Source organism: Ruegeria sp. BHSA163 (assembly GCF_059613365.1).
Window position 1 is genome coordinate 1 of sequence record NZ_JBXWSJ010000053.1, and the last position, 23,996, is coordinate 23,996.

25 protein-coding genes, 1 tRNA gene and 1 pseudogene are annotated in these 23,996 nt (G+C 53.9%); 11 read left to right on the forward strand and 16 right to left on the reverse strand.

The annotated features are described in order from the left end of the window. The 6 genes and pseudogenes from AC2FNV_RS19045 to AC2FNV_RS19070 all read right to left on the reverse strand — a co-directional run. Positions 1-801 (reverse strand): annotated as a pseudogene (locus AC2FNV_RS19045) (hypothetical protein); the annotation flags it as partial. Between the two features lie 169 nt (positions 802-970). After that, positions 971-2,155, reverse strand: a complete 1,185-nt coding sequence (locus AC2FNV_RS19050) for a vWA domain-containing protein (protein ID WP_170608783.1) — start codon at positions 2,153-2,155, stop codon at positions 971-973. 4 nt (positions 2,156-2,159) lie between these two features. Further along, positions 2,160-2,330 (reverse strand): hypothetical protein, encoded by a 171-nt coding sequence (locus AC2FNV_RS19055; RefSeq protein ID WP_496774147.1) that lies wholly within the window; start codon positions 2,328-2,330, stop codon positions 2,160-2,162. A 6-nt stretch (positions 2,331-2,336) separates the two neighbouring features. Beyond that, positions 2,337-3,701 (reverse strand): DUF2927 domain-containing protein, encoded by a 1,365-nt coding sequence (locus AC2FNV_RS19060; protein WP_170608784.1) that lies wholly within the window; start codon positions 3,699-3,701, stop codon positions 2,337-2,339. Continuing rightward, positions 3,698-4,147 carry a GNAT family N-acetyltransferase gene (locus tag AC2FNV_RS19065; protein WP_170608785.1) on the reverse strand — a complete coding sequence of 150 codons (450 nt, stop codon included), beginning with the start codon at positions 4,145-4,147 and terminating at the stop codon, positions 3,698-3,700. Before AC2FNV_RS19065 ends, AC2FNV_RS19060 begins: the two co-directional genes overlap by 4 nt. 123 nt (positions 4,148-4,270) lie before the next feature. Continuing rightward, positions 4,271-5,116, reverse strand: coding sequence for an AAA family ATPase (locus tag AC2FNV_RS19070; RefSeq protein WP_170478003.1), 846 nt, complete (start codon positions 5,114-5,116; stop codon positions 4,271-4,273). A 367-nt stretch (positions 5,117-5,483) separates the two neighbouring features. Between AC2FNV_RS19070 and dksA the strand changes: the two genes are divergently transcribed. Further along, positions 5,484-5,906, forward strand: coding sequence for an RNA polymerase-binding protein DksA (dksA, locus tag AC2FNV_RS19075; RefSeq protein ID WP_170478164.1), 423 nt, complete (start codon positions 5,484-5,486; stop codon positions 5,904-5,906). Between the two features lie 72 nt (positions 5,907-5,978). After that, positions 5,979-7,127, forward strand: coding sequence for an FAD-dependent monooxygenase (locus AC2FNV_RS19080; protein WP_170608786.1), 1,149 nt, complete (start codon positions 5,979-5,981; stop codon positions 7,125-7,127). 4 nt (positions 7,128-7,131) lie between these two features. On the opposite strand, the gene xth is transcribed toward AC2FNV_RS19080, so the two are convergent. Next, positions 7,132-7,911, reverse strand: a complete 780-nt coding sequence (gene xth, locus AC2FNV_RS19085) for an exodeoxyribonuclease III (RefSeq protein WP_170608787.1) — start codon at positions 7,909-7,911, stop codon at positions 7,132-7,134. A gap of 60 nt (positions 7,912-7,971) precedes the next feature. Next, positions 7,972-8,295 (reverse strand): HesB/IscA family protein, encoded by a 324-nt coding sequence (locus AC2FNV_RS19090; RefSeq protein ID WP_170608788.1) that lies wholly within the window; start codon positions 8,293-8,295, stop codon positions 7,972-7,974. A 76-nt stretch (positions 8,296-8,371) separates the two neighbouring features. Here AC2FNV_RS19090 and AC2FNV_RS19095 point away from each other — a divergent pair, with 76 nt between their 5' ends. The 6 genes from AC2FNV_RS19095 (at position 8,372) to scpB (ending at position 14,954) form a co-directional block, all read left to right on the forward strand. Then, positions 8,372-9,514 carry a deoxyguanosinetriphosphate triphosphohydrolase gene (locus AC2FNV_RS19095; protein WP_170608789.1) on the forward strand — a complete coding sequence of 381 codons (1,143 nt, stop codon included), beginning with the start codon at positions 8,372-8,374 and terminating at the stop codon, positions 9,512-9,514. 102 nt (positions 9,515-9,616) lie between these two features. Beyond that, complete coding sequence (argS, locus tag AC2FNV_RS19100; protein ID WP_170611157.1) at positions 9,617-11,362, forward strand: arginine--tRNA ligase; 1,746 nt, start codon at positions 9,617-9,619, stop codon at positions 11,360-11,362. 39 nt (positions 11,363-11,401) lie between these two features. Next, positions 11,402-12,520: an SPOR domain-containing protein gene (locus AC2FNV_RS19105; protein WP_254442660.1), complete on the forward strand. Its 1,119-nt coding sequence runs from the start codon at positions 11,402-11,404 to the stop codon at positions 12,518-12,520. Next, positions 12,517-13,524: a beta-N-acetylhexosaminidase gene (nagZ, locus tag AC2FNV_RS19110; RefSeq protein WP_496774151.1), complete on the forward strand. Its 1,008-nt coding sequence runs from the start codon at positions 12,517-12,519 to the stop codon at positions 13,522-13,524. Before AC2FNV_RS19105 ends, nagZ begins: the two co-directional genes overlap by 4 nt. Next, positions 13,514-14,308: a segregation and condensation protein A gene (locus tag AC2FNV_RS19115; RefSeq protein ID WP_170477989.1), complete on the forward strand. Its 795-nt coding sequence runs from the start codon at positions 13,514-13,516 to the stop codon at positions 14,306-14,308. Before nagZ ends, AC2FNV_RS19115 begins: the two co-directional genes overlap by 11 nt. Further along, entirely contained in the window at positions 14,301-14,954 is a 654-nt protein-coding gene (scpB, locus tag AC2FNV_RS19120; protein ID WP_170608792.1) for an SMC-Scp complex subunit ScpB, read from the forward strand. Before AC2FNV_RS19115 ends, scpB begins: the two co-directional genes overlap by 8 nt. 303 nt (positions 14,955-15,257) lie before the next feature. Here scpB and AC2FNV_RS19125 read toward each other — a convergent pair whose 3' ends face one another. The 8 genes from AC2FNV_RS19125 to AC2FNV_RS19160 form a co-directional block, all read right to left on the reverse strand. Then, positions 15,258-16,337 (reverse strand): 2'-deoxycytidine 5'-triphosphate deaminase, encoded by a 1,080-nt coding sequence (locus AC2FNV_RS19125; RefSeq protein ID WP_170608793.1) that lies wholly within the window; start codon positions 16,335-16,337, stop codon positions 15,258-15,260. Between the two features lie 61 nt (positions 16,338-16,398). After that, positions 16,399-16,475, reverse strand: a tRNA-Pro gene (locus AC2FNV_RS19130). A 61-nt stretch (positions 16,476-16,536) separates the two neighbouring features. After that, entirely contained in the window at positions 16,537-17,157 is a 621-nt protein-coding gene (locus AC2FNV_RS19135; protein ID WP_170608794.1) for a MerR family transcriptional regulator, read from the reverse strand. Between the two features lie 18 nt (positions 17,158-17,175). After that, positions 17,176-17,478 (reverse strand): integration host factor subunit alpha, encoded by a 303-nt coding sequence (ihfA, locus tag AC2FNV_RS19140; RefSeq protein WP_008755922.1) that lies wholly within the window; start codon positions 17,476-17,478, stop codon positions 17,176-17,178. A gap of 96 nt (positions 17,479-17,574) precedes the next feature. Next, the gene (locus tag AC2FNV_RS19145; RefSeq protein ID WP_170477977.1) at positions 17,575-18,546 is read right to left on the reverse strand and encodes a beta-ketoacyl-ACP synthase III; all 972 of its coding nucleotides are present in this window, start codon (positions 18,544-18,546) and stop codon (positions 17,575-17,577) included. Positions 18,547-18,566: 20 nt separating this feature from the next. Continuing rightward, the gene (gene plsX, locus AC2FNV_RS19150) at positions 18,567-19,655 is read right to left on the reverse strand and encodes a phosphate acyltransferase PlsX (RefSeq protein WP_170608795.1); all 1,089 of its coding nucleotides are present in this window, start codon (positions 19,653-19,655) and stop codon (positions 18,567-18,569) included. Positions 19,656-19,679: 24 nt separating this feature from the next. Next, positions 19,680-19,886 (reverse strand): 50S ribosomal protein L32, encoded by a 207-nt coding sequence (gene rpmF / locus AC2FNV_RS19155; protein WP_008756996.1) that lies wholly within the window; start codon positions 19,884-19,886, stop codon positions 19,680-19,682. A gap of 205 nt (positions 19,887-20,091) precedes the next feature. After that, a complete protein-coding gene (locus AC2FNV_RS19160) occupies positions 20,092-20,628 on the reverse strand; it encodes a YceD family protein (RefSeq protein ID WP_170608796.1) in 537 nt (178 codons plus the stop codon). Between the two features lie 84 nt (positions 20,629-20,712). Between AC2FNV_RS19160 and AC2FNV_RS19165 the strand changes: the two genes are divergently transcribed. The 3 genes from AC2FNV_RS19165 to AC2FNV_RS19175 all read left to right on the forward strand — a co-directional run bounded on the left by AC2FNV_RS19165 (position 20,713) and on the right by AC2FNV_RS19175 (position 23,902). Then, positions 20,713-21,186 carry an outer membrane protein assembly factor BamE gene (locus AC2FNV_RS19165; protein ID WP_170477968.1) on the forward strand — a complete coding sequence of 158 codons (474 nt, stop codon included), beginning with the start codon at positions 20,713-20,715 and terminating at the stop codon, positions 21,184-21,186. A gap of 97 nt (positions 21,187-21,283) precedes the next feature. Further along, complete coding sequence (locus AC2FNV_RS19170) at positions 21,284-22,024, forward strand: GNAT family N-acetyltransferase (RefSeq protein WP_170608797.1); 741 nt, start codon at positions 21,284-21,286, stop codon at positions 22,022-22,024. Between the two features lie 69 nt (positions 22,025-22,093). After that, positions 22,094-23,902: an ABC-F family ATP-binding cassette domain-containing protein gene (locus AC2FNV_RS19175; protein ID WP_254442661.1), complete on the forward strand. Its 1,809-nt coding sequence runs from the start codon at positions 22,094-22,096 to the stop codon at positions 23,900-23,902. Positions 23,903-23,996 lie beyond the last annotated feature (94 nt).

The following is a 23,996-nucleotide window of genomic DNA, read 5'->3' on the forward strand; positions in this document are numbered from 1 at the left end:
ATAATATTCCGACGCCGCCTCCTGATAAGTGGCGATCTTTCCGACATTGCTGTTTGCGGAGGCATTCTGGAATGCTGCCGCCGCCGCATTTGACGCGTTCAGGTTCCGCAGCTTGTCCGACCCGTACGGATCCGTGATCGCCGCAACAAGCGGATCGCGGTATCTGTGATTTTGATTTCTGTCAGAAGTTGCAACGGGATCATCGACAGGCTTGCGGAGAACCGGTCGCGGAGAACGCTCGATCGGTGCAACAGAAGCCGTTCGGTAGGCACGATTTGAGTTTCGCTTGGCTGACCGGGTAGGCTTCTTGCCAAACAGCTCTTCTACGTCCCGCTTGAACTCTTTGCCAATATTAGCAAATGCCGATTCGTTTGCCTTTTTGGGCTTGCCACTATTGCCGTTGGAATTCTGTTTAGTAGCATTTCGACCACTGAGGAATTTAAAGCCACCTTGTCCATTAGACTTTGTTTTGCGCTTCCCTTGGTTTTTGGAATTTCCGGATCCGTTAAATAAGGCCTGCAAACCTTTGGAATTGTCAGATTTGCCCTTGGCGGACTTGCCCCCACCAGACTGGCCTTTATCAGAATTGCCTTTGCCAGAATTGCCCTTGCCGGATTTCCCTTTACCGGAATTGCCTTTGCCAGCGTTTCCGTTGCCCCCTCCGTTGCTTTTTCCTTTTTCGCTTTTGGCGTATGCAGCGTCTGGAGAAAGTGTGAAGCTGGCAACCGTTCCGTACGTAAGACATATCGAAGTGGCTGTCAGAAGCGACGTGAAAGTGGTGCGGATGTTTTTGCGCGTCATGTTCTTCCCCCAGGTCATCCCACGGCAACCTAACATCAAACTCAAGGAGCAACCAATAATTCGGAAACTAGGTTTCCAACGTGGCCTCAGTGGAGGGTAATACTTTCATTGAAGACTTATTGTTTTCAAATTGGACACAGTCAACTAAGTGAAATTGCACTGAGGCTACCTATCGCGTCAGTTCCCGCATTCCCTGTTCAAGCCCGGCCAAAGTCATAGGAACCATACGATTATCAAAAATTTCCCGAATCATTGCGATGGAGTGTGTGTATTCCCAGTATTTTTCCGGAACCGGATTTATCCAGAGGTTTGAACTCCACTGCTCGCGTGCGCGCTGCAGCCAAACCTGCCCAGCTTCTTTATTCCAATGCTCATTGGCCCCACCGGGATATGCGATCTCATATGGGCTCATCGACGCATCCCCAACGAAGATACACTTGTAGTCCCCACCATAAGTTCGCAGAATTTCTTGGGTTGCGGTCTGGTGATCCCACCGGCGGCGGTTGTCACGCCAGACGCCTTCGTACAGACAGTTGTGGAAGTAGAAGTACTCCAAATGTTTGAACTCGGTACGCGCGGCCGAGAACAACTCTTCCACCACTTTGATGTGAGGGTCCATCGAGCCGCCAACGTCCAGGAACAGCAGTACTTTGACAGCGTTGTGACGTTCAGGGCGGGTTTTAACGTCCAGATATCCATGTTCGGCTGTCGCGCGAATGGTTCCGTCCAAATCCAGCTCTTCCGCAGCGCCCTCCCGCGCCCAACGTCGCAGGCGTTTCAAGGCTACTTTGATGTTGCGGGTCCCCAATTCAACTGTGTCGTCCAGATTCTTAAACTCGCGCTTATCCCAAACTTTGACAGCACGCTGGTGGCGGCTTGCTTTTTGACCGATGCGAACACCCTCAGGATTATAGCCATACGCTCCGAACGGCGAGGTTCCGGCAGTCCCTATCCATTTGTTGCCGCCTTGATGGCGATCTTGCTGATCTTTCAAACGTTCGCGTAGTGTTTCCATCAGCTTTTCGAAACCGCCAAGCGCTTCGATCTCAGCTTTCTCTTCGTCAGAAAGGTGCTTCTCGGCCATTTTAGCCAGCCACTCTGCGGGGATATCGACGGCATCCAGGACTTGTTCGAATGTTATTTCGGACAACCCTTCGAAACTGGCGGAAAAGGCCCGATCAAACTTGTCGATGTTGCGCTCATCTTTGACCATAGAAACCCGGGCCAAGTAGTAGAAAGCTTCAATATCGTAGGTGGCTAATCCTTTTTTCATACCTTCAAGAAAGGTCAGGTATTCCCTTAGTGATACAGGGATGCCAGCCTTCCGAAGATTTTGGAAAAATGGTAGGAACATCCGGCTAGGCCACCATCCGAGCGATGACCAGGGAAAGGACCAGCCCAATCAATGCAAAGGCGATTCCGTACCCTGCTGCATATTGCGCAATATCCGCGCCGCTACCATTGCGCTTTCGCGCAGCCCGGACTCCCAGTAATGTGCCCGCTACAGCCAACCCAAACACAACCAGCATTTGTCGTCATCCACCTGAATTTCGTGATACGCTCTGGCCGATCTCCTGCGTTACCGACCGCACGACCACATCTGAACCAAAGCCGTACCTTGCCCACCCGATACTGTCCAGCCTGACAGTACGTGCCTGGTCGAAACGGCCGGCCTGACGAAGTGCTTCGGATTTCAACAACATTAGCGTGGCGAGCAATGCTGCGTTCTCTGCTTGCGTCATAACGTCAATTGCCCGGTTTATTTCCGGCAAAGCATCGGGGCCTCGTCCTTGCGCCAACGCATAAGCTGCGGTCTGGGCTGTTATGTGAGCGCGATGAACCTCGGTTCCGGGGGTCGCGTTGAGATATTGTAGCGCAATCGCGTATTGCCGTCGGGCGCCTTCAGGATCATCAAACTGACTCATCCTGCCCATAAGGTAATGCGGATAAGCGCGGCGTTGATCTGTCCAGCCCTTGCTCTGCCCGATCCGGGCGGCTTCTTGTGCCGATCTGACACGGCGGGGCGAAGGTGATCCTGGACCAAGCGCCCGTTGAACCGCATCAATCCACTCCCTAGGGGTGTCAGACTGTGGCTGCGGTCGGATGCTTTGGCCTTTGGGGTTGAGTCTGCGCAATAGGTTTGGAAGGGCCGAGGTTACCTGTTCTTTAGTCATACCACTGCGAAGTTCAGGAGAGTATGTTGCGCGTAAGATCAACATATCGAAGCCGGTCAGAATGGTGTGGAAATTGTCATCGTTGAAGACAGAGTCCGGCAAATGATAAAGGTCGTTCAACGGCCCTAACGCTTGCGCCACCTCTTCGTGCAAACAATCGCGCACCTCTTGAGGACTGACGTCGTAGGGTATGAAGACCCCGATCCGTTCGCGGCTACGCAGTTCGGTCCAGTTGCTTTTGTTTTTGCGTCGGTCGCGTCGGTATTCTTCGAGGCTGGAGGAGTTTGGCACCACAAAACAAGCCGCTTGCGGCAGAATGCGGCGAATTTGCCTTTGGCTCACGGCTTCGATTGTGATGTTGGCCTGTCCTTCAGACACTTGTTCTATTTGTATTCCGGCTTCACGCCGCAATCGGGACAGAAGGCGTGAAAGATCTGTTTGCATTGACGCCGTAGGGGTTCCTGTCAGACGTACAGTAATTGGCTGATCGAAACGCGTGAATACTGGTAATTCAGCGCCGCTTTCTAATGCAAAATGCAGCGCAACGAAGTCGGACGCGATGTTCACGTTTGATCGCACTGGGGGGATTGGCCGCGTCGAGGAAAAAGTTCGGGTTGGCGGCAATGCGGCTTCAACTATTTTTTCCCGGGTGGGCGGTTCAATTGTGCTGACCTGGCTGCACCCCGCCAGAGCTACCGTCGCCAATGCTGCGAACAAGCGCATCATGGTCTTTGATACTTGATAAATGGTGTCAGTTTGCCAACGCGATCATAGAGTTTCCGCGCGGTGTGATTGAATTCCTGTGTAAGCCAATAAACCGTTGGAGCGCCTAGTCGGTCAGCTTCTTTGTAAACCGCCTCGATCAACGCACGACCAACACCTTGTCCACGCGACTGGGGTCGTGCGTATAAATCTTGCAGGTAGCAAACGCTTTCTTCTTTCCACGCATGGCGGTGAAACAGGTAATGCGTTAATCCCAGTAGGTTGCCATCGGACTCGGCCACAAAGCATGAAAAGTCGTTTGGGTCATCCCCCAGCAGACGTGAAAACGTCGTGTCGTAAGTCGAGTCAGGCACGGTCGTTTCGTAAAATGCCAGATAGTCCCGCCACATCTCGGCCCAATCACTGCGATCTTCGGGGCGCAAAGGGCGGATCAAGGGTGTGTCGGGCAAAAGGCAAATCCTGTACTCAGAACAAATCCCCGACGTTGCCGGAGCAATTAAATTAGGATGCTGACATTCGGTTTGGTCCAGCGCAAGTCATGTTCATGAATTGATACGCGGATTGTTGCGTGGTCACCGCTTGCTGCGGGCCATAAAGGCCAGCCTTTCAAAAAGGTGCACGTCTTGTTCGTTCTTCAGCAATGCACCGTGCAATTTCGGCAACGCGTTGACACCGTCGCGTTTCAAGTCCTCGGACGTCAGATCTTCGGCAAGCAGCAGCTTGAGCCAATCCAGCACCTCTGAAGTTGAAGGTTTCTTCTTGAGGCCCTGGGTCTCACGAATTTCATAGAACTGGGTCAGGGCGGTAGTAAGCAGTGCGTCCTTGATTCCCGGATGGTGAACTTCGACGATCCTGCGCATTGTCGACTCGTCCGGGAAACGTATGTAGTGGAAGAAACAACGGCGCAAGAAAGCGTCGGGCAGTTCCTTTTCGTTGTTTGAAGTAATGATAACGATTGGGCGGTGCTTTGCTTGTACTGTGTCGCCAGTTTCGTAGACGTGAAACTCCATCTTATCGAGTTCTTGTAGTAGGTCGTTTGGGAACTCAATATCGGCCTTGTCGATCTCGTCGATTAACAAAACAACCTTTTCTTCCGCTTCAAAAGCCTGCCAAAGCTTGCCTTTGCGGATATAGTTCGAAACGTCATGCACGCGTTCTTCACCCAGCTGACTGTCGCGTAATCTGCTGACGGCGTCATATTCATAAAGGCCTTGTTGGGCGCGCGTTGTGGATTTCACATTCCATTCGATCATTTTCAAACCCAGTGCGCCGGCCACCTGTTTGGCAAGCTCAGTCTTTCCGGTACCCGGCTCGCCTTTGACAAGCAACGGACGTTCCAGCGTGACAGCGGCATTCACTGCGATGTTTAGATCGTCGGTGGCAACATATTCTGCTGTGCCTTGGAAACGTGCCGTCATAAGTGCCTCATTCGATTTCGCATCTATCGCTTGCTGGGTTACAGTTGGACGGTCTCTTTTACAAGCGGGCCGCAACGTCGGGTTGCCGCTGATGATCAGGTTGTGCGCGCATTCGATTTGATTCGCCTGTGATTTGCTCTTCTTTCGTTTTCAGTTCGCCTTGAAAACGCCCCGTAGATTCCACAGAAAAACAGACTTTTGTGTATAAAAGTCTCACTATTAGATCGGTTTAGGAAACGACGTGGTAGTCCTACGTTTGTGTAGTGACATTCCTACGTCCGTCAGATAAACGCTGCGCAGAAGGGGGTGCCAAATGTCAGGTGAAACGACCGCGACCGACGTTTCTGGCCATACCGAAGGAGCCAATATGAAGCAGGAAGTTTTTCTGCCGGAAGATTACCGTCCGGCCGAAGATGAACCTTTCATGAATGATCGTCAGCTTGAGTATTTCCGCCGCAAGCTGTTGGATTGGAAGAATGAACTTTTGGCGGGCAGCCGCGACACGATCGAAGGGCTGCAGGACAACACCCGCAATATTCCGGACGTTGCCGACCGCGCGAGCGAGGAAACCGATCGCGCGCTGGAATTGCGAACCCGTGATCGCCAGCGCAAGCTGGTCGCCAAGATCGATGCAGCATTGCGTCGGATCGATGAGGGAGAATACGGATACTGTGAAAAAACAGGCGACCCGATTTCGTTGAAGCGTCTCGACGCGCGACCCATCGCGACCATGACGTTGGAAGCGCAGGAGCGTCATGAGCGCCGTGAGAAAGTTCACCGCGACGATTGATTGCTGTATTGCAGGAATTGAGAAACGCCGGAGCCTGTGGCTCCGGCGTTTTTTGTGGGATACTTCAAATTTATGAACGTAGCTGATTTGAAATTTGCCGTAGTCGGGGCTGGTATCGGTGGTCTTGCCGCGGCAATCGCACTGCGTATGTTGGGTGCGCAAGTTGTGGTTCTTGAGCAAGCGCCTGAAATAACGGAAGTCGGGGCCGGGCTGCAAATCAGCGCAAATGGAATGACCGTGCTTCGCGCCCTTGGTGTAGTCAAAGAGTCACCTGAGCAGGCTCAAATCTCACACGGCACGGTTCTGCGTGATTATAAAAACGGGAGATTCATTAGTCTGATTCCCCAACCCTTGGCCGGACCGACTTATTACTATCACAGGGCCGATCTTATAGATTTGCTTTTGAAGCGAGCATACAAGGAAGATGTTGAGATCCGGCTGAAAACCAAAGTTCAAAATATAAAGGAAAGTTCGGGGCCGGTTGAAATTCGTCTGCCGAATAGTCAGCCGCTCAGAGTCGATTGCTTGATCGCCGCTGATGGTGGACGCAGCGAAATCCGCGCCACTTTGAACGATCAAGAGCGTCCGAGATTCACAAAGCAGGTTGCTTGGCGAGCCACCATTCCTTGGGATCGCAATCTCAGTTCACCGAAGGCCCATCTCACTGTGGGGCCAGGGCGTCATATAGTGACCTATCCGCTGCGTGATCAGAGCCTTCTGAACATCGTCGCGGTCGAAGAACGTTCTGACTGGCAAGAAGAAGGGTGGCGTTTGAAGGGTGACCCCGACGAACTGCGTGCTCGTTTTTCCGACTTTGGTGGAAATGTGCGCGAGGTTCTTCAAAAAGTGCAGGAAACCTATCTATGGGCACTGTTCTTGCGTCCAGTTGCCGGGAGTTGGCAGAATGGGCGTATCGCCCTTTTGGGTGATTCTGCGCATCCGACATTACCGTTCATGGCGCAAGGGGCTTGCTTGGCACTCGAGGACGCTTGGGTCTTGGCGCGATCTTTTGAACGGACCACTTTGGCTGAAAGTCTTGAAAAATACGAACATGCTCGATCAGCAAGGGCGCGCCGGGTTGTCGACGTGGCATCGGCAAATGCACGAAACTTCCACCTGAGCGGCCCTATGCGCTTGGCTGCACAAATGCTTCTGAAAGCGGTGGGCCCTAGAATGGGTCGCCGTTATGACTGGATTTACGACTACGACGCCACGGCATAGAACGTTAAAAGTCCAGATCGACCCATACCGGTACGTGGTCCGAAGGCTTTTCGTGTCCGCGAATCTCGGCATCGATTTGGCAGTCGCGCATCAGATCAGCTGCTTGAGGCGTGAGCAGGAAATGATCGATACGGATGCCATCGTTTCGGTTCCATGCACCGGCCTGATAGTCCCAAAATGAATAGTGTTCGGGTCCTTGCGTCACGGCGCGAAACGCCTCGGTGAACCCGAGGTTCAATATCTTGCGGAAGGCTTCGCGGCTCTCAAGGCGGAATAGTGCATCCTCGCGCCAAGCGTCGGGGCGTTTGGCGTCTTCTGCTTGAGGGATAATGTTGTAATCACCGGCCATAAGAGCAGGCTCTTCCGCAACCAAAAGGTCGCGGGCCCGATCATACAATCGGTCCATCCACGCGAGTTTGTAGTCAAATTTCGGTCCCGGTGCAGGGTTGCCATTCGGCAGGTAAAGGCCGCAGATGCGCAAAGCTTTCTCTCCCACAATGGTGGCCTCAATCCACCGCGCTTGTTCATCTGCATCGTCTCCGGGAAGTCCACGGCGGACATCTTCAAGTGGAAGCTTTGAAAGGATTGCGACGCCGTTAAAGCTTTTTTGACCATGGGTTTCGACGTTATAGCCACGCTCTTCGAACATCTCGCGCGGAAAGTTTTCGTCAACTGATTTGATTTCCTGAAGCAAAACCACGTCAGGCTGTGCTTCGTCGAGCCAGCGGGGCAGGGCCTCGGCTCGCGCTTTGATGCCGTTGATGTTGAATGTGGCGACTTTCATACGCAATCCTCCGGCTAGCTGCCGATTGATCTATCTCTCAACCAAACGGTCAGGGCAAGATCACATTGAGAATGATGTCCCACATCCGCAGGACGAAGTTGCGTTGGGGTTTTCAATAACAAACCGTGCGCCGATCAGTTCCTGCGTGAAGTCGATTACCGCATTTTCCAGGAAGCGCAGAGAAATTGAGTCGACAATGACTTTCTGGCCCTTACCTTCCAGGATCAGATCATCTTCCGTCGGTTCGTCCAGCGCAATTTCGTATTGAAAACCGGAACATCCGCCGCCTTCTACCGCGACGCGCAATGCCTGCCCTTGATCGGCTGCGCCAATTTCGGCAAGGCGATCAAAAGCGCGATCTGTAACTGTAGGAGGCAGATTCATGCCGGACTCCAAAGGTTTATTTCCTCTACTCCTTCCAATATAGAAATTGCAAGGACAGGCGACAAGGACAAGACCTTTGGACAGAGCGGGTTTTGCCTCGGACCCGGGTCGTTCGCGAGGGCGACTTGTGGCCGAGGAAGAAAGCAGTTTCCGGTCATGCTTTCAGCGTGATCGTGACCGCATCATTCACGCGAGTGCTTTTCGGCGCCTCAAACACAAGACTCAGGTGTTTGTTGAGCACGAAGGCGACAGCTATCGCACGCGTTTGACCCATTCCATCGAAGTTGCGCAAGTTGCTCGTACTATTGCCGGAGCTTTGGGTCTGAACGTTGAGTTGACCGAAGCAGTGGCTTTGGCGCATGACCTTGGCCACACACCGTTTGGGCACACGGGAGAGGATGCGCTGCACGTACTAATGGAGCCCTACGGTGGGTTTGATCACAACGCTCAAGCCATTAGAATCGTTACAAAGCTTGAGCGTCACTATGCGGATTTCGATGGGTGTAACCTCACATGGGAATGCTTGGAAGGTATCGCAAAACACAATGGCCCTGTACTGGGTCAATTGCCTTGGGCGCTGGCTGAATGCAATTCCGACTTCGATCTGGAGTTGCACACACACGCAAGCGCTGAAGCCCAAGTTGCGGCGTTGTCCGACGATATTGCGTACAACAACCACGATTTGCTGGACGGGTTACGGGCAGGGCTGTTCACTGACAAAGAAATTCAACAATTGCCGATCGTAGACGCTTGCTATGCTAACGTTGATCGAAAGTATCCCGGACTGGACGATTATCGCCGCAGGCACGAAGCGCTTAGGCGCGTTTTTGGTGTGATGGTTTCCGACGTGATCGAGACATCGCGCGAGTTGATCGCGTGTTCCGACGCGCAGTCTGTCGAGGATATCCGAAATCTGGGATATCCAGTGATTCAGTTTTCGAGCAACTTGTGGGCCAAGCTCAAGGAAATCCGCGCGTTTCTGTTTACCCGCATGTACAGGGCACCCAGTGTCATGGGTGTGCGAGCTGAGGTCAGCAAGGTCGTCCAAGACCTGTTTCCAATTTACCTAAACGATCCCAAACAAATGCCGTCGCGCTGGCACGGAGATATCGAAGCCGCCGGTGATGAAACCGCCCTTGCGCGGATCGTTTCGGATTACATTGCCGGTATGACGGATCGATTTGCCCTGCAGGATCATGCAAGACTAACCGGAACTTGATCATTCGACTTCCATACTGGCCGAAGTTACGTGAAGTTTAGGCGCGCATTGACCTTGCCGTGATGCGTGTTAAACCGCCGGGCAAGTAAAAGGACACCCGAAATGAACCTGTTTTCCGAGATCCGCGGCTTGGTGTTGGACGCGCTGGCGCAGATGCAGTCCGAGGGAGCTCTGCCCGAAGGGTTGAGCTTTGATAACGTGACGGTCGAGCCTCCGCGCGATGCCGCCCATGGTGACATGGCGACCAACGCTGCCATGGTGTTGGCCAAATCGGCCCGGATGAAGCCACGGGACATTGCGGAGGCGTTGGCAGGAAAACTGGCAGATGATGATCGTATCAGCAGCGCAGAGGTGGCTGGACCGGGTTTTTTGAACCTGCGGCTGACTGTTTCAGTTTGGCAAGGCGTGCTGGCAGCAGTTCTTGAAAAAGGTGCGGATTACGGTCGCTCCGTCATGGGGCACGGGCAAAAGGTAAACGTCGAATATGTTTCGGCCAACCCAACTGGCCCACTGCATGTTGGCCATACGAGAGGTGCGGTTTTCGGTGACGCGTTAGCAAGTCTTTTGGCCTTCTCAGGCCATGATGTGACCCGCGAATACTACATCAACGATGGCGGTGCTCAGGTGGATGTGCTGGCGCGGTCCGCATATGAACGTTATCGCGAAGCAAATGGGTTAAGCCCAGAGATCGCCGAAGGGCTATACCCCGGAGATTATTTGATCCCAATCGGCAAGGCGTTGAAAGAGAAATACGGTGATAGCCTGATCGACAAGCCCGAAAGCGAATGGCTGGAGGATCTGCGCACCTTCGCCACCGATGCGATGATGGATTTGATCCGCGAAGACCTGAAGGCGCTGGGTGTCGAGATGGACGTGTTTTTCTCAGAAAAGTCGCTCTATGGCACCGGCCGTATCGAGGCAGCGCTGCAATCGCTGACTAAAAAGGGGCTGATTTACGAGGGTGTATTAGAGCCGCCCAAGGGCAAAAAGCCGGAAGACTGGGAGCCGCGCGAGCAAACTCTATTCAAATCTACGGAACATGGGGACGATGTCGATCGCCCGGTGAAGAAATCGGACGGCAGCTGGACCTATTTCGCGCCTGATATCGCCTATCACTATGACAAGGTGTCACGCGGCTTTGATGCGCTGATCGATGTGTTTGGTGCTGACCATGGTGGCTACGTCAAGCGGATGAAGGCAGCTGTTTCAGCTCTTTCCGATGGGAAAGTTCCGCTGGATATCAAGCTCACTCAGTTGGTGAAACTGTGGAAAAACGGCGAGCCGTTCAAGATGTCTAAACGGGCAGGAACCTTTGTCACCCTCAGGGACGTGGTGGATCAGGTCGGCCCGGACGTGACCCGCTTTGTCATGTTGACCCGTAAGAACGACGCACCATTGGACTTTGATTTCGACAAGGTGCTGGAGCAGAGCCGCGAAAACCCTGTGTTCTACGTTCAATACGCCCACGCCCGTGTGATGAGTGTGCTGCGTAGGGCGGCGGAAGCCGGCATTGCTGCGGACGACGCCACGCTGTCTGCTGCGGATTTGAGCAAGATTGACCACGTTGCAGAGCTGACTGTAGCCAAAAAACTGGCCGAATGGCCACGTTTAGTTGAAATCGCTGCGCGAACTAATGAACCACACAGGATCGCCTTCTATCTCTATGAACTCGCAGGAGATTTCCACGCGCTTTGGAACAGGGGCAATGACGAAACTCAGCTGCGCTTTATTCAAGATGGCGATGTGGCCACAAGTCAGTCAAAAATCGCATTGGCCCGGGCAGTTTCTGTTGTGATTTCAGCGGGCTTGGGTATTCTTGGCGTTACTCCGGCGCAGGAGATGCGGTGACAAACATCGCCCGAACCGTCGGTCTGAGGTAGGCAAGAAATGACCCGCGCGCCAAATTTTGGGCGCGAAACGGGCAGTGAGGCGGACATGGCGAGTTACGATTCCTCGGGGCAATTGCGTCCTGAGCAAATGAATTACCCGAATCAGTTGTATTCGCGGGATGCTCAGAACTATCCCGAAGACTTTGATGGCTATGAGGAAACGCCGCGCGGGACAGGCGGTTTGGCTCGAATGGCCAACTTTCTGGGTGCAATGGCGTCGCTGGCTTTGGTCGCCGGGGTCTCGGTTTGGGGATACCAACTAATTATGCGGGACGTCAGCGGAGTGCCCGTAGTGCGCGCGATCGAAGGACCGATGCGTATTCAACCCGAAAATCCCGGTGGGTCACCAGCTGATCATCAAGGGCTAGCGGTTAACACGGTGGCGGCCGTGGGTTCGGCTGCGGCTCCTGCAGATCGATTAATCCTTGCCCCACGCCCTGTTTCACTGTCGGACGAGGATGCTCCGATGGGCGATCTAAAGCCGACGAAAGCGGTTCATGTTGTCGAACAGGAGATTTCCAAAGATGAGGCCGCCAAGCTGAGGCAGAACGCTGTTGACGCGCTAGTTGCAGAACTGGCCGGGAAGGTAGCGAATTCCGAGCCGTCAGCAGAGCAGGGCGTTCAAGTTGCGTCTTTAGCGACGCCCGAAGAGGAACCGGCCATCGATCCTGCAGATCTGGCTGCTCAGCTGCCGGACCCGGCGATTGCAGCCTTGCCTGGAGTGCGTAGGTCATTGCGACCTCACTCTCGACCAGCTCGTAGTACGACACAAGGCGGGATATCACCTAGCAGTGGCACCGAAACCTCGATTAATGCCGCTGTAAAGGCAGCAGCAGGGTTGGATGTTGATCCCGAATCTCTTGCCAAGGGCACGCGTCTCGCTCAGCTTGGTGCATATGAAAGCGATTATGTGGCTCGGGAAGAATGGAATCAGGCCGCTGCAAAATTTGGCGAGTATATGAAGGGAAAGCAAAGAGTTATTCAGAAAACTTCAAGTGGAGGGAGGACGTTTTATCGCCTGCGGGTTCTTGGTTTCGATGATCTGAGTGAATCACGCCAGTTTTGCGCAGCGCTAGTGGCGCAAGGGGCGGATTGCATTCCGGTTGCCGTGCGGTGAAATTTGGCGCTGCTATCACGGATGCTGAAGGCACGCGGCTAACGCCTGAAGAAAAAAGATTGTTTCGTCGGATGAACCCTTTTGGGTTCATCCTATTTGCTCGCAACATCGAAACTGCAGATCAAGTTCGCTCTTTGTGCGGCGATTTTCGAGAAGCTGTGGGACGAGACTGTCTCATAACGATTGATCAAGAAGGCGGTCGTGTACAACGCTTGCGCGCGCCCTTGGCTCGTGAATGGATGCCGCCTTTGGAGCACGCTAAAATTGCCGGCGACATTGCAGAACGGACGATGTATCTGCGATACCGCTTGATCTCGCAAGAGCTTTTGTCGCTTGGAATCGACAGCAACTGCGCGCCCATGGTGGATGTCGCGCGGGCGGAGACTCATGCATTTTTGCGTAATCGTTGTTATGCTGAGGATGCGAAGCGAGTTGCTCAAATTGGTCGCGCGGTGGCGCAAGCCCATTTGGATGCAGGTGTTTTACCGGTGTTGAAACATATGCCAGGCCATGGGCGCGCGACTTTGGATAGCCATTATGATCTACCGCATGTCGACTTGCCTCTGGAAGAACTGCAAACGGATGACTTCGCGCCGTTCCGAGCGCTCAAAGATTTGCCTTTGGGCATGACTGCTCACTTGGTCTACGACCAAATAGACTCTCAGCCAGCCACGCTTTCTGCTCGGATGATGGCAGTTATCCGCGAAGAAATCGGGTTTGATGGGCTGATTATGACAGACGACATTTCAATGAAAGCGTTGCGCGGTACGCCCGCAGAAATCGCTGCTCAGGCATTAAGCGCGGGATGCGACGTGGTTCTGCATTGTAACGCTTCGCTGGCTGATCGAGAAGCAGTACTGGAGGCTGCGGGGGAAATGACCGGTGAGGCGCAGGCGCGTGCAGAACGGGCGCTTGCAATGCGATCACAGCCGCAGGCGCTTGACATCCAGGCCGCCGAAGCGGAACTATCTCGCCTAATGGGCGGGCAGGTATATGTCAGATAACCTTATCAGCGAAGACCCGATTTCGGTCGCCGATCGTCTTGCGGCCGAAGCGCTGATTGTGGATGTTGACGGGTTTGAAGGCCCGTTGGACGTGCTTTTGATGTTGTCCCGTACACAAAAGGTCGACTTGCGGAAAATCTCGGTCTTGGCGCTGGCGCAGCAGTACCTTGCCTTTGTTGAACGTGCTCGCGCGTTACGGATCGAATTGGCAGCAGACTATCTGGTGATGGCAGCTTGGCTTGCATTTCTCAAATCCAGGCTGCTTTTGCCTCCCGATCCCGACGAAGACGGACCTACGGGTGAGGAGCTTGCCGCACATCTGGCCTTTCAGTTGGAGCGTCTTCAGGCGATGCGGGACGCTGCCGCACGGCTGATGGCGCGCGACCAACTGGGACGCGATTTTTTTAAGCGTGGGCAGGGTGAGGACGTCACGCGTATTCGAACTGTGACGTATTCTGCGACGCTTCTGGATCTGATGCAGGGGTATGCCCGCATTCGCACTCGGGATGAATTTCGTCCTTTCGTTATGGATCGCGACGCCGTCTTCACCATGGAGCAGGCGTTAGAGCGAATGCGGCCATTGATAGGTTTTGCCGGGACGTGGACTGATATGGAGACCTATTTGCCAGAAGGATGGGACACCGATCCCGTACGCCGAAGGTCGGCAACTGCTGCGACATTTGCGGCCTCGCTGGAATTGGTGAAGGAAGGACATATGGAAATGAAGCAAAGCGATACCTTTGCTCCGATCCAATTGCGCAAGAGGACTGAAACCCGTGACTGAAGCCCCGCAGGACGAAGGCACTGGCACTCTTTTCGAAGCGCCTCCGCTTGCTGAACAAGAGCGCATGGTCGAAGCTGTTCTGTTTGCCAGCTCTGAACCAGTGACAATTGCTGATTTAGAAGCACGTATGCCCCACGGCAGCGACGCGGCGCAAGCGATAGAAATGCTTCAGAAACGTTACGAAGGACGTGGCGTGCGTGTGGTCAAGGTTAGCGAAGCTTGGGCTATTCGTACAGCACCAGACTTGGGTTTCCTAATGCAAAAGGAAACCGTGGAAACCCGCAAACTTAGCCGCGCAGCAATCGAGACACTGGCTATTGTAGCCTACCATCAACCGTGTACCCGCGCCGAGATCGAAGAGATTCGCGGTGTTTCAGTGTCGCGCGGTACAATTGATCAATTGCTGGAGATGGAGTGGATCAGGTTGGGTCGTCGTCGAATGACTCCGGGCCGTCCGGTCACTTTTGTGGTGACGCCACAGTTTCTTGACCATTTCGGACTGGAAAACGCTCGTGACTTACCGGGGCTTAAGGAGCTGCGCGCAGCCGGGCTGCTTGAAAACCGACCACCGCCAGGTGCTGCGCCGTTGGGCGCGCCAGAGGAAAGTGAAGATGACGATCAATCGGAATTGTTTGAGGAAGATTGATCAACTCGCACCTTTTGAGCCGCAAAACCGTCTGTCTTGAGGTAAGAAAAGGGAAGAGTAATGAATGCCAATAGAATTATCGATATGATTGTGCGCCAAGTTATGCGACGCATTGTCAAAAGCGGGGTCGATAAGGGGTTTGAATGGGCAAGTAGGGCAACAGATGCCCGCGCGCATTCTAATCAAGATCAAGCGTCGAATGCATCTCGCAATGGACCGCACAATTTAAAACGCCAGAAACAGGTCATGCGGCAAACACAACGTTTGTCCCGCAATGCGCGGCGTTTCATGAAATTCTAAGGGTTAATCGACGGACCTAAAGTGCTTGGATAGCTTTAGGCCCTGTCCCTGATAATTCGACGCGATCCCCGCTCCGTACAGCTGAGTAGGTAGTTCGGCCATTCTCTCGTAAACCAATCGGCCCACGACCTGACCATGCTCCAAAACAAACGGAGCTTCATGGCAGCGCACCTCAAGAACTCCACGTGATCCGGCTCCGCCAGCAGCCGCGTGACCGAAGCCCGGGTCAAAGAATCCGGCGTAGTGCACGCGGAACTCACCCACCATCGCCAGATAGGGAGCCATTTCTGCGGCATACATTGGAGGGATATGTACGGCCTCACGGCTGACGAGTATGTAGAAAGCACCCGGGTCTAGGATGATGCGGCCTTCATCGGTGCGTACTTCTTCCCAATAGTCCTGTGGATCATATCCTCCGATGCGGTCGAGGTCGATTACCCCAGTGTGCGGCTTAGCGCGATAGCCCACCAGATCGGTATCTGGCAATTGCAGGTCGACAGAAAACCCCAGTCCGTCTTGAATAACTGCAGGGCCGTCAACCAATGGGGACTCCGCATGCAAAGTGGTTAGCTCGTCATCGCTTAGTACCGCCTGTCCTTGCCGGAAACGAATTTGGTTAAGCCGCATTCCTGGACGAACAAGAACCGAAAATGATCTTGGGCAAATTTCGGCATAAAGCGGTCCGGCGTATCCCGCCGGAACGCGGTCGAATTCAGTTCCGCCATCGGTAATAGTACGGGTCAGCAAATCGAGGCGACCGGTAGAGCTTTTTGCGTTGGCGACAGCGTTGACGCCTGGCGGTAGCGCGAGCGACTCCATCAATGGAACAAGGTAGACGCATCCTTTTTCCAGTACCGCGCCGTCCGCGATATCGATTCGATGCATCTCAAATTCGCGAAGGCTGTCTTCGACCGTGCGGCCTTCGCCAGAGAGGAAAGAGGCTCGGACCCGATAAGCTATTGTTCCAAGTCGTAAATCCAGGCTGGCTGGTTGGATTTGTTCGGACATGACTGCGGGGTTAGCGGTAATTTCACCGCGGTCTATCATCGCTTGTATCTGCTGGTTCGCGCACACGCCTGTCATGCTGATCCCTCCTTACACCAGAGTGGGACCTGGCCTGTGTGCCGTATACGCCGGTGTGATTTGGTCGGGCTAGCAGGACTTGAACCTGCGACCTTCCGTCCCCCAGACGGACGCGCTACCAGGCTGCGCCATAGCCCGACGATGGGGTGTACATAAAGACTTTCCCGGCAGGGGCAAGAGGAAAACATCGCCGTTATTGTTATCCCGCTGCCCGGCCATCGACCCGATCCAGCCAAGCGCGGAGATCCCGTGCAATGGGGGCGATCCGATTCAAAAGATCATCGTCAAATTCTGATCGATTCCAAGCAAGTGCTGCAACTCCACTTCCTACCGGCGGGGTGCCGTCAGCGTCTTCCATAGGCGATGTGGTTGCATCAGCGCCAGGGGAGGTCGTTTCCTGCGAAACAGCTACATTCGCCTTTCGGGATGGCCGCTGGCTTTCTGTATCCTGCAGGTCCAGTCGGATTTGTTCTGCAGAGGGTGATGGTTTGGCGGCAAAGGGCACCACAGTCGTATCTGCCGTAACCTTTTCAACTGCGGCTTCGTCGATGTCGGGTGAAAGTGCAGCGACGTGGGCGACACCCTCTTCACGCAGAATACGTTGTACGCCTTTGATGGTAATACCATCATCATGCAACAACTTCTTTATTCCGCCTAATAACCGCATGTCATTGGGTCGATAGTATCGACGACCGCCAGCTCGTTTGACAGGTTTGACCTGTGAAAAGCGGCTTTCCCAAAATCTTAGAACATGCGCCTGTACGCCGAGCCAGTCCGCAACCTCACTTATGGTGCGAAATGCGTCGGGTGACTTGCTCATCTCTTTGGAACCTCGGGCTTACTTGCGGTTCCCAGCGGCGACGCGATCCTTCATCAGGTGCGACGGGCGGAACGTAAGGACACGGCGTGGTTGGATCGGAACCTCTTCGCCGGTCTTAGGATTGCGACCGATGCGAGCGGTTTTATCCCGAACGCTGAAAGTACCAAAAGACGAAATCTTTACCTGCTCTCCACGCACTAATGCGTCGGACATGTGGTTCAATACGCTTTCGACGAGTTGAGCACTTTCATTGCGTGAAAGGCCAACCTCACGAAAGACGGCCTCGCTTAGATCCATTCGGGTTAGTGTTTTGTCACCCATGCCAATTCCCCTGTTGATAGCAAATCATACGGCGATGCAAAATTCGCTGTCAATATCAATGAATTGCAGGTGGCTGTGTAAGCTGGTTTGTGCCGGTTACCAACGCAGTGCGATTGCACCCCACGCCAGACCGCCGCCAATCGCCTCAGTCACGATCAAGTCGCCCGGTTTTATCTGGCCCCGTTCTTTGCCAACCGACAGCGCCAGCGGAATTGAAGCCGCAGAAGTGTTTCCGTGGTCCTGAACCGTTACCACAACCCGATCCATGGGTACGCCCATCTTTTTAGCGGTACCCTGAATGATTCTAATATTGGCCTGATGGGGCACTATCCAGTCGACATCGTCATTATTCAATCCCGCGCGATCCAGCGCGGTTTCCGCAGTTTTCGAAAGCTTTTCAACGGCATGTCGGAAAACCTGATTGCCTTGCATGCGAAGATGTCCGGTAGATTGCGTCGAAACTCCACCATCCACGTAAAGCAGGTCTTTGTAGCGACCGTCTGAATTCAGATCGATCGCAAGTATGCCGCGATCCTGCGAAGTTCCTTCCCCCTCCTGCCGTTCGAGAACCAAAGCGCCTGCGCCGTCGCCGAACAGGACGCATGTGGATCGATCAGTCCAGTCCATAATTCGGGAAAATGTTTCCGCGCCGATTACTAGAACGCGTTCCGCCTGACCCGACAGAATCAGTGCGTTGGCATTACTAAGAGCAAAAACAAATCCAGCACATACCGCTTGCACGTCGAACGCAAAGCCCCTGGTCATTCCCAAACGAGCTTGTACCATCGTTGCGGCAGACGGAAAGGTTAGATCGGCAGTGGAAGTCGCCAAAACAATTGCATCGATGTCGTCTGCCACAAGCCCCGCATCCTTCAGGGCGTTCTGGGCCGCGAATGTCGCTAGGTCCGAAGTGGTTTCGTCATCTGCTGCAAAGTGTCGGCGTTCGATCCCAGAACGGGTTCTTATCCATTCATCCGTCGTGTCCAAGGTTTTTTCAAATTCAGCATTCGGGACAACACGTTTGGGCAGGTAATGCCCAACACCTACAACAACTGAACGGCCTGCCATGCTCGGGTACTGCCTTTTTGTTATTCTTCGAACTGCGATGCAGATTGCGCGGCATCTTGTGCAAGCGCGGCTGTGGATGCAACCCGTGCCGCCAATTTTTCAGAGAAGCCGGATTCGGCCAATGTAAAGGCCAGCTTGATCGCGGCGGAAACTCCGGTTGCGTCGGCGCCACCGTGCGACTTGATCACGGTACCGTTCAAACCCAGAAACACGCCTCCGTTTACACGACGCGGATCAATTCGTTTCTTCAGGCGGTTCAGTGAAGTGATCGCAAGGATCGAAGCCAGTCGCGACAGCGGGGAGTACTTAAATGCCTCGCGCAGCAAATCGCCGATCAGGCTAGCCGTGCCTTCGCCAGTTTTAATCGCAACGTTGCCAGTAAACCCATCAGTTACAATGACATCGGCCTTGTCACCCGGAATATCACTGCCCTCGACAAAGCCGACAAAATCGAAATTTGCCTGCTCTGCAAAATCCGAAATCATGGCGTGCGCTTCTTTCAGCTCTGCCCGACCTTTGTGCTCTTCAGTGCCGACGTTCAACAATCCGATCCGAGGACGAGCCAATGCCATGCCGTTTCTTGCATAAGAGGCGCCCATCAACGCGTATTGCAACAGGTCCTTGGCATCAGCTCGGACATCTGCCCCAACATCGAGCATCACATTGAACCCCTGCGGGTTGCGCGAAGGCCACAGTATGGCGATGGCGGGGCGGTTGACACCCGGTAGTTTGCGAAGGCGCATCATCGATAACGCCATCAATGCGCCAGTATTTCCGCAAGATACGGCACCATGCGCTTCGCCTTGCCGTACAGACTCCAGCGCGGACCACATGGATGTTTCTTTACCGCTGCGTACGACCTGGCTGGGCTTGTCTTCCATCGTGACAACATCTGGGCAATCACGAAAAACGACGCGCCCATCAAGAACACGCCGTTTTGAAACCAGTTTGCGCAAAACGCTTTCGTGACCGTGAAGTACGAACCCGATCTTGGGGTTTATGCTTGCAGACTTGGCTATGCCTGCAACAACGACCGCCGGACCGGAATCTCCGCCCATAGCGTCAACCGAGATGACTGTCCTTCCGGTTTGCGTGGGCTGGTCCGTCATACCTTGGCCGATGCTCTGTCGGGCTTAGGCCGCGTCTTCATCCAAGTCAATTTCATCAGCCTGCGCAACGACTTCACGATCGTCATAGTGGCCGCAGGAAGCGCAGACGTGGTGTGGGCGTTTCAGCTCGCCGCAGTTCGGGCATTCGTTCGGGTTAGCAGCAACCAGAGCGTCGTGTGCGCGGCGGTTGTTGCGACGCGACTTGGAAACTTTGTTCTGTTGGACGGCCATGGTCTCAACCTTTGTCTGACTGGGGCCTGCAGATTCGCTGCTGGCCGGGTTTCGTTCTTCGTTTTTTCTTGGTTTGACGCGCGTTTAGGCGACGAACGCCGCGATGTCCAACCTAAATTCCGATGAGCGCGCGAAAATACTGCGATTCTCGGCATGTTCAAGCGATTTTTCTGAGCGACTGCTATGACAGGAAATCAAGGCTCTGTCACTCGTCTTTTTTTAAAGCATCGCGCAGACTGGCCAACCCAGCAAAGGGTTTGACTTCCTCGTCCGACATGACCTGCTTCCCAGGTTCGGTAAAGGAGCTTTGGCCAAGGGCGGCATCTTTTTTCCTTGGATATTGGGGCAGCGCCAGAGACAAGGCCTCGGCCATAACTGTTGCAAGGTCAATGTAGGGACCAAGTGCCTCGGTGTCGTCATCTTCGGGCATTTCGAATTCAGGTTCGTCAGGCTCGTCCCATTCAGCAAGAAATACCCGGTGAACCGGGGTTTCGATACGAGTCGTCACCGGTTCAAGGGTGACAACACAAGGTTGGGTCACTGTTGCACCTAGTTTCGCATTCAAAACCCAATCCCGTTTACCCTGCGTCCGTACGTTGCCGACAAAGGAAAGCTTTCGTAAACCCAAAAGGTCCAGATCCCGTTTCAGCCTTTCCAATTCGGTGGTTCCCGGGCGCAATTCAAATGGCGTGGGGGCGTTCTGCGGCAGATCGGCGACACGCAATGGGTTGGTTTCGGTCATTTGTGACCCTTTCCTGTGTTGAACCACGGCAATGGTTTCTGTAATCGGATAGAAGCCGTGCGAAGCCAAGGCAAGAGGGTGTGAATGTTGAAGGTGACTAACAAAGCGAAACCGGTGATCAGGGCGCTGGCCGTTGGCAGCGTACTGTTGACGGTTGCCTGCACCCCGATTGTAAAGAAGCACGGTTATGTCCCGCCACCCGAAGATTTGGCAGAAATCAAGGTAGGCGTCGATACACGAGACACAGTTGTTGAGACGATCGGTGCACCCAGTTCGTCCGGTGTAGTGCGGGATTCAGATTATTATTATGTGTCGTCACGCATTCGCCACTATGGTCCAAAGCGCCCCGAGGTGGTGTCGCGCGAACTGGTAGCGATTAGCTTTGACCAGCGTGGGATAGTCCGCAACGTCGAACGTTTCGGTCTTGAGGACGGGGTGGTCGTTGTGCTCGATCGTCGGGTGACCGATTCCAGTGTCCAAAACAAAGGTTTCCTTCGGCAGCTGCTGGGCAATATCGGCAACTTCAACCCAGCGAATATTCCCGGGGCTAACAACTAATTTTGCCCACTGGCTTGTGATTTCACAGGGTCGTCACATTTTCTATGTTAGGGACGCGACAAGGACAAACAGGTCAGCAACCGTGGGGAATGCGACCATGGCCACAGCAGATGTCTTGAACAAAGGTCGGTATCTTGCAAGGCAAGCGCAGTCGCCGCAGGATATTGCAGCAGCTCAGGAGTTGAGGACGCTGGCCTTTGCGACCAAACAAACCGACAGCGACGTTTTTGACGAAATGTGCGATCACATCTTGGTCGAGGATACGCGATATGGCGGGTGTTTGGTTTGTTGCTTTCGCATGCTGACAATGCACGAAGGCACGGAAATCGCGAATAGCTATTCCGCGCAATACTACGATTTAACAGCGCTTCAAAATTTTAGAGGCCGAATGGTCGAGATGGGGCGCTTTTGCATTCACCCTGAATGGACCGACCCAGATATTATACGAGTCGCGTGGGGTGCGATGACTACCTTTGTTGATCAGAACGATGTTCAATTGCTGTTCGGATGTTCGTCGTTTGAAGGCATCGAAACTGATGAGTATCTGGATGCGTTCGCAATGCTCAAACAAAAGCACCTTGCGCCCAAGCGCTGGTTGCCGCGGGTTAAGGCGCCTGATGTGTTTCGTTTTGCCGCACGTTTGCGTCGGCTCCCGGACGCGAAAAAAGCTATGCTTCGAATGCCCCCCTTATTGCGCACCTATCTGATGATGGGAGGTTGGGTGAGCGATCATGCCGTAGTGGATCGGCATATGAACACGTTGCATGTATTCACTGGTCTCGAAATTGGGGCCATTCCCCCGACTCGCAAGCGCTTGCTTAGGGCCGTATCAGGTTGAACCCAGAATTCAGGAAAACGAGCCGCTCGGGACGTTGACGCTTTCGCTTTGCCGTATTAGCTGGCAGGCATGGCGAGAATTCCTTTGTTGCAGATGTCCGGCATTTCGCTGACCTTTGGGGGCGATCCGTTATTTTCCGGTCTGGATCTGGTTGTTCAGCCCGGTGACCGCGTTGCGTTGGTGGGCCGTAACGGATCAGGCAAGTCAACTTTGATGAAAGTGATGGCTGGGTTGGTCGAACCTGATCATGGGCAGATAGTGATCCCTCCAGGAAAATCCGCTGGCTACATGGAACAGGATCCGGAGATGGAGGGGTTCGCGACGTTGGGCGATTATGCTTCCAGCGGTTTGGAGCCGGGGGAACTTTACAAGGTCGAACGTGCTGGCGAAGGCTTGAAATTCGAACCTTCTCGCGCGGTTGAAACGGCTTCGGGTGGCGAACGGCGACGGGCAGCACTGGCAAAGCTTATGGCCGAAGCACCCGATTTGATGCTTCTGGACGAACCAACTAACCATCTGGATATTGAAGCGATTGCTTGGTTGGAACGCGAATTGGGCGCATCACGCGCGGCCTATGTACTGATTTCCCACGACCGCGCATTCTTGCGAGCACTTACCCGTGCAACCTTGTGGATTGACCGCAGTGTCGTGCGTCGAAAGGAACAGGGTTTTGAGGCATTTGAGGCCTGGCGGGACAAAACTTGGGAAGAAGAAGATCAGCAGCGGCACAAGTTGAACCGCCTGATCAAATCAGAAGCCCGCTGGGCGGTCGAAGGCATTAGCGCCCGTCGCAAGCGTAATCAGGGTCGTGTACGCGCATTGCAGGCTTTGCGCGCCGAAAAAGCCGCACAGATCAAGCGTCAAGGGGCGGCCGCTATGTCTCTGGAGGCGGGGCCCAAATCCGGTCGCAAAGTGATAGAGGCTAAAGGGTTGGCGAAGAGTTTCGGCGACAAAAAGCTCGTCCGAAACTTTGATCTGTTGGTTCAACGCGGTGACCGCGTGGCATTTGTCGGCCCTAACGGTGTGGGGAAAACAACGTTACTGAAAATGTTGCTTGGGCAAGAGGAGCCTGATTCTGGATCAGTCCTTCTGGGCACCAATCTGGAGATCGCGGTTTTCGATCAGGCAAGGGCCCAGCTGGATCCTGAAATGTCGCTTTGGGATTCCCTGACTGGTGATCCGGAAATGCGAGTCTCAGGCAAGGCTGATCAAGTCATGGTTCGAGGGCAACCAAAACACGTCGTCGGTTATCTCAAGGAATTTCTGTTTGACGATCAACAGGCAAGGGCTGCGGTCAAGTCTTTGTCCGGAGGTGAAAAAGCCCGGTTGCTGCTTGCAAAGTTGATGGCAAAGTCATCCAATCTGTTGGTGCTCGACGAGCCAACCAACGATCTGGATGTCGAGACGTTGGATTTGTTGCAAGAGCTGTTGGATGACTTTGACGGCACCGTCCTTTTGGTCAGTCACGACCGGGATTTTTTGGATCGCGTTGCGACTACTACTATTGCGATGGAAGGTGATGGCCGCGCTACGGTTTATGCCGGCGGGTGGTCAGACTATGTCGCGCAGCGGGGTGACATTTTTCAGAAAACCACAGTTAAGGCAAAGTCTTCGAAGCCAAAGGTTCAACAAGAATCCAAACCCAAAGCAGGCTTGTCGTTCTCAGAAAGGCACCGGCTTGAGAAACTACCTTCCGAAATTTCTCGGCTGGAGGCAGAAATTGCCAAGTTGGAGGAGTTGATGTCGGATCCAGACCTGTTCAATCGTGAACCTGTGAAGTTCGAGAAGGCAACTGACGCACTGGTTGAGAGGCAAGAAAGACTGCTTGCGGCCGAAGAGGAATGGTTGACGCTCGAAGAAAAGGCCGAGGGTGCGTGAGCTTTCGATCTTAATGTCAGGCGATCACTGAGACGTTCCTTTTTCTGTCGCGACCAACTGTTTGGCAGGCCTAAAAAGGCCGCAGCGCGTGCTT

What these genes read in the sequence shown, in the direction of transcription:
- AC2FNV_RS19050 (WP_170608783.1), bottom strand. Translation starts at nt 2,155, where the DNA reads ATGTTCCTACCATTTTTCCAAAATCTTCGGAAGGCTGGCATCCCTGTA.
- AC2FNV_RS19055 (WP_496774147.1), bottom strand. Translation starts at nt 2,330, where the DNA reads ATGCTGGTTGTGTTTGGGTTGGCTGTAGCGGGCACATTACTGGGAGTC.
- AC2FNV_RS19060 (WP_170608784.1), bottom strand. Translation starts at nt 3,701, where the DNA reads ATGATGCGCTTGTTCGCAGCATTGGCGACGGTAGCTCTGGCGGGGTGC.
- AC2FNV_RS19070 (WP_170478003.1), bottom strand. Translation starts at nt 5,116, where the DNA reads ATGACGGCACGTTTCCAAGGCACAGCAGAATATGTTGCCACCGACGAT.
- dksA (WP_170478164.1), top strand. Translation starts at nt 5,484, where the DNA reads ATGAAGCAGGAAGTTTTTCTGCCGGAAGATTACCGTCCGGCCGAAGAT.
- AC2FNV_RS19080 (WP_170608786.1), top strand. Translation starts at nt 5,979, where the DNA reads ATGAACGTAGCTGATTTGAAATTTGCCGTAGTCGGGGCTGGTATCGGT.
- xth (WP_170608787.1), bottom strand. Translation starts at nt 7,911, where the DNA reads ATGAAAGTCGCCACATTCAACATCAACGGCATCAAAGCGCGAGCCGAG.
- AC2FNV_RS19090 (WP_170608788.1), bottom strand. Translation starts at nt 8,295, where the DNA reads ATGAATCTGCCTCCTACAGTTACAGATCGCGCTTTTGATCGCCTTGCC.
- argS (WP_170611157.1), top strand. Translation starts at nt 9,617, where the DNA reads ATGAACCTGTTTTCCGAGATCCGCGGCTTGGTGTTGGACGCGCTGGCG.
- AC2FNV_RS19105 (WP_254442660.1), top strand. Translation starts at nt 11,402, where the DNA reads ATGACCCGCGCGCCAAATTTTGGGCGCGAAACGGGCAGTGAGGCGGAC.
- AC2FNV_RS19115 (WP_170477989.1), top strand. Translation starts at nt 13,514, where the DNA reads ATGTCAGATAACCTTATCAGCGAAGACCCGATTTCGGTCGCCGATCGT.
- AC2FNV_RS19125 (WP_170608793.1), bottom strand. Translation starts at nt 16,337, where the DNA reads ATGACAGGCGTGTGCGCGAACCAGCAGATACAAGCGATGATAGACCGC.
- AC2FNV_RS19135 (WP_170608794.1), bottom strand. Translation starts at nt 17,157, where the DNA reads ATGAGCAAGTCACCCGACGCATTTCGCACCATAAGTGAGGTTGCGGAC.
- ihfA (WP_008755922.1), bottom strand. Translation starts at nt 17,478, where the DNA reads ATGGGTGACAAAACACTAACCCGAATGGATCTAAGCGAGGCCGTCTTT.
- AC2FNV_RS19145 (WP_170477977.1), bottom strand. Translation starts at nt 18,546, where the DNA reads ATGGCAGGCCGTTCAGTTGTTGTAGGTGTTGGGCATTACCTGCCCAAA.
- plsX (WP_170608795.1), bottom strand. Translation starts at nt 19,655, where the DNA reads ATGACGGACCAGCCCACGCAAACCGGAAGGACAGTCATCTCGGTTGAC.
- rpmF (WP_008756996.1), bottom strand. Translation starts at nt 19,886, where the DNA reads ATGGCCGTCCAACAGAACAAAGTTTCCAAGTCGCGTCGCAACAACCGC.
- AC2FNV_RS19160 (WP_170608796.1), bottom strand. Translation starts at nt 20,628, where the DNA reads ATGACCGAAACCAACCCATTGCGTGTCGCCGATCTGCCGCAGAACGCC.
- AC2FNV_RS19165 (WP_170477968.1), top strand. Translation starts at nt 20,713, where the DNA reads ATGTTGAAGGTGACTAACAAAGCGAAACCGGTGATCAGGGCGCTGGCC.
- AC2FNV_RS19170 (WP_170608797.1), top strand. Translation starts at nt 21,284, where the DNA reads ATGGCCACAGCAGATGTCTTGAACAAAGGTCGGTATCTTGCAAGGCAA.
- AC2FNV_RS19175 (WP_254442661.1), top strand. Translation starts at nt 22,094, where the DNA reads ATGGCGAGAATTCCTTTGTTGCAGATGTCCGGCATTTCGCTGACCTTT.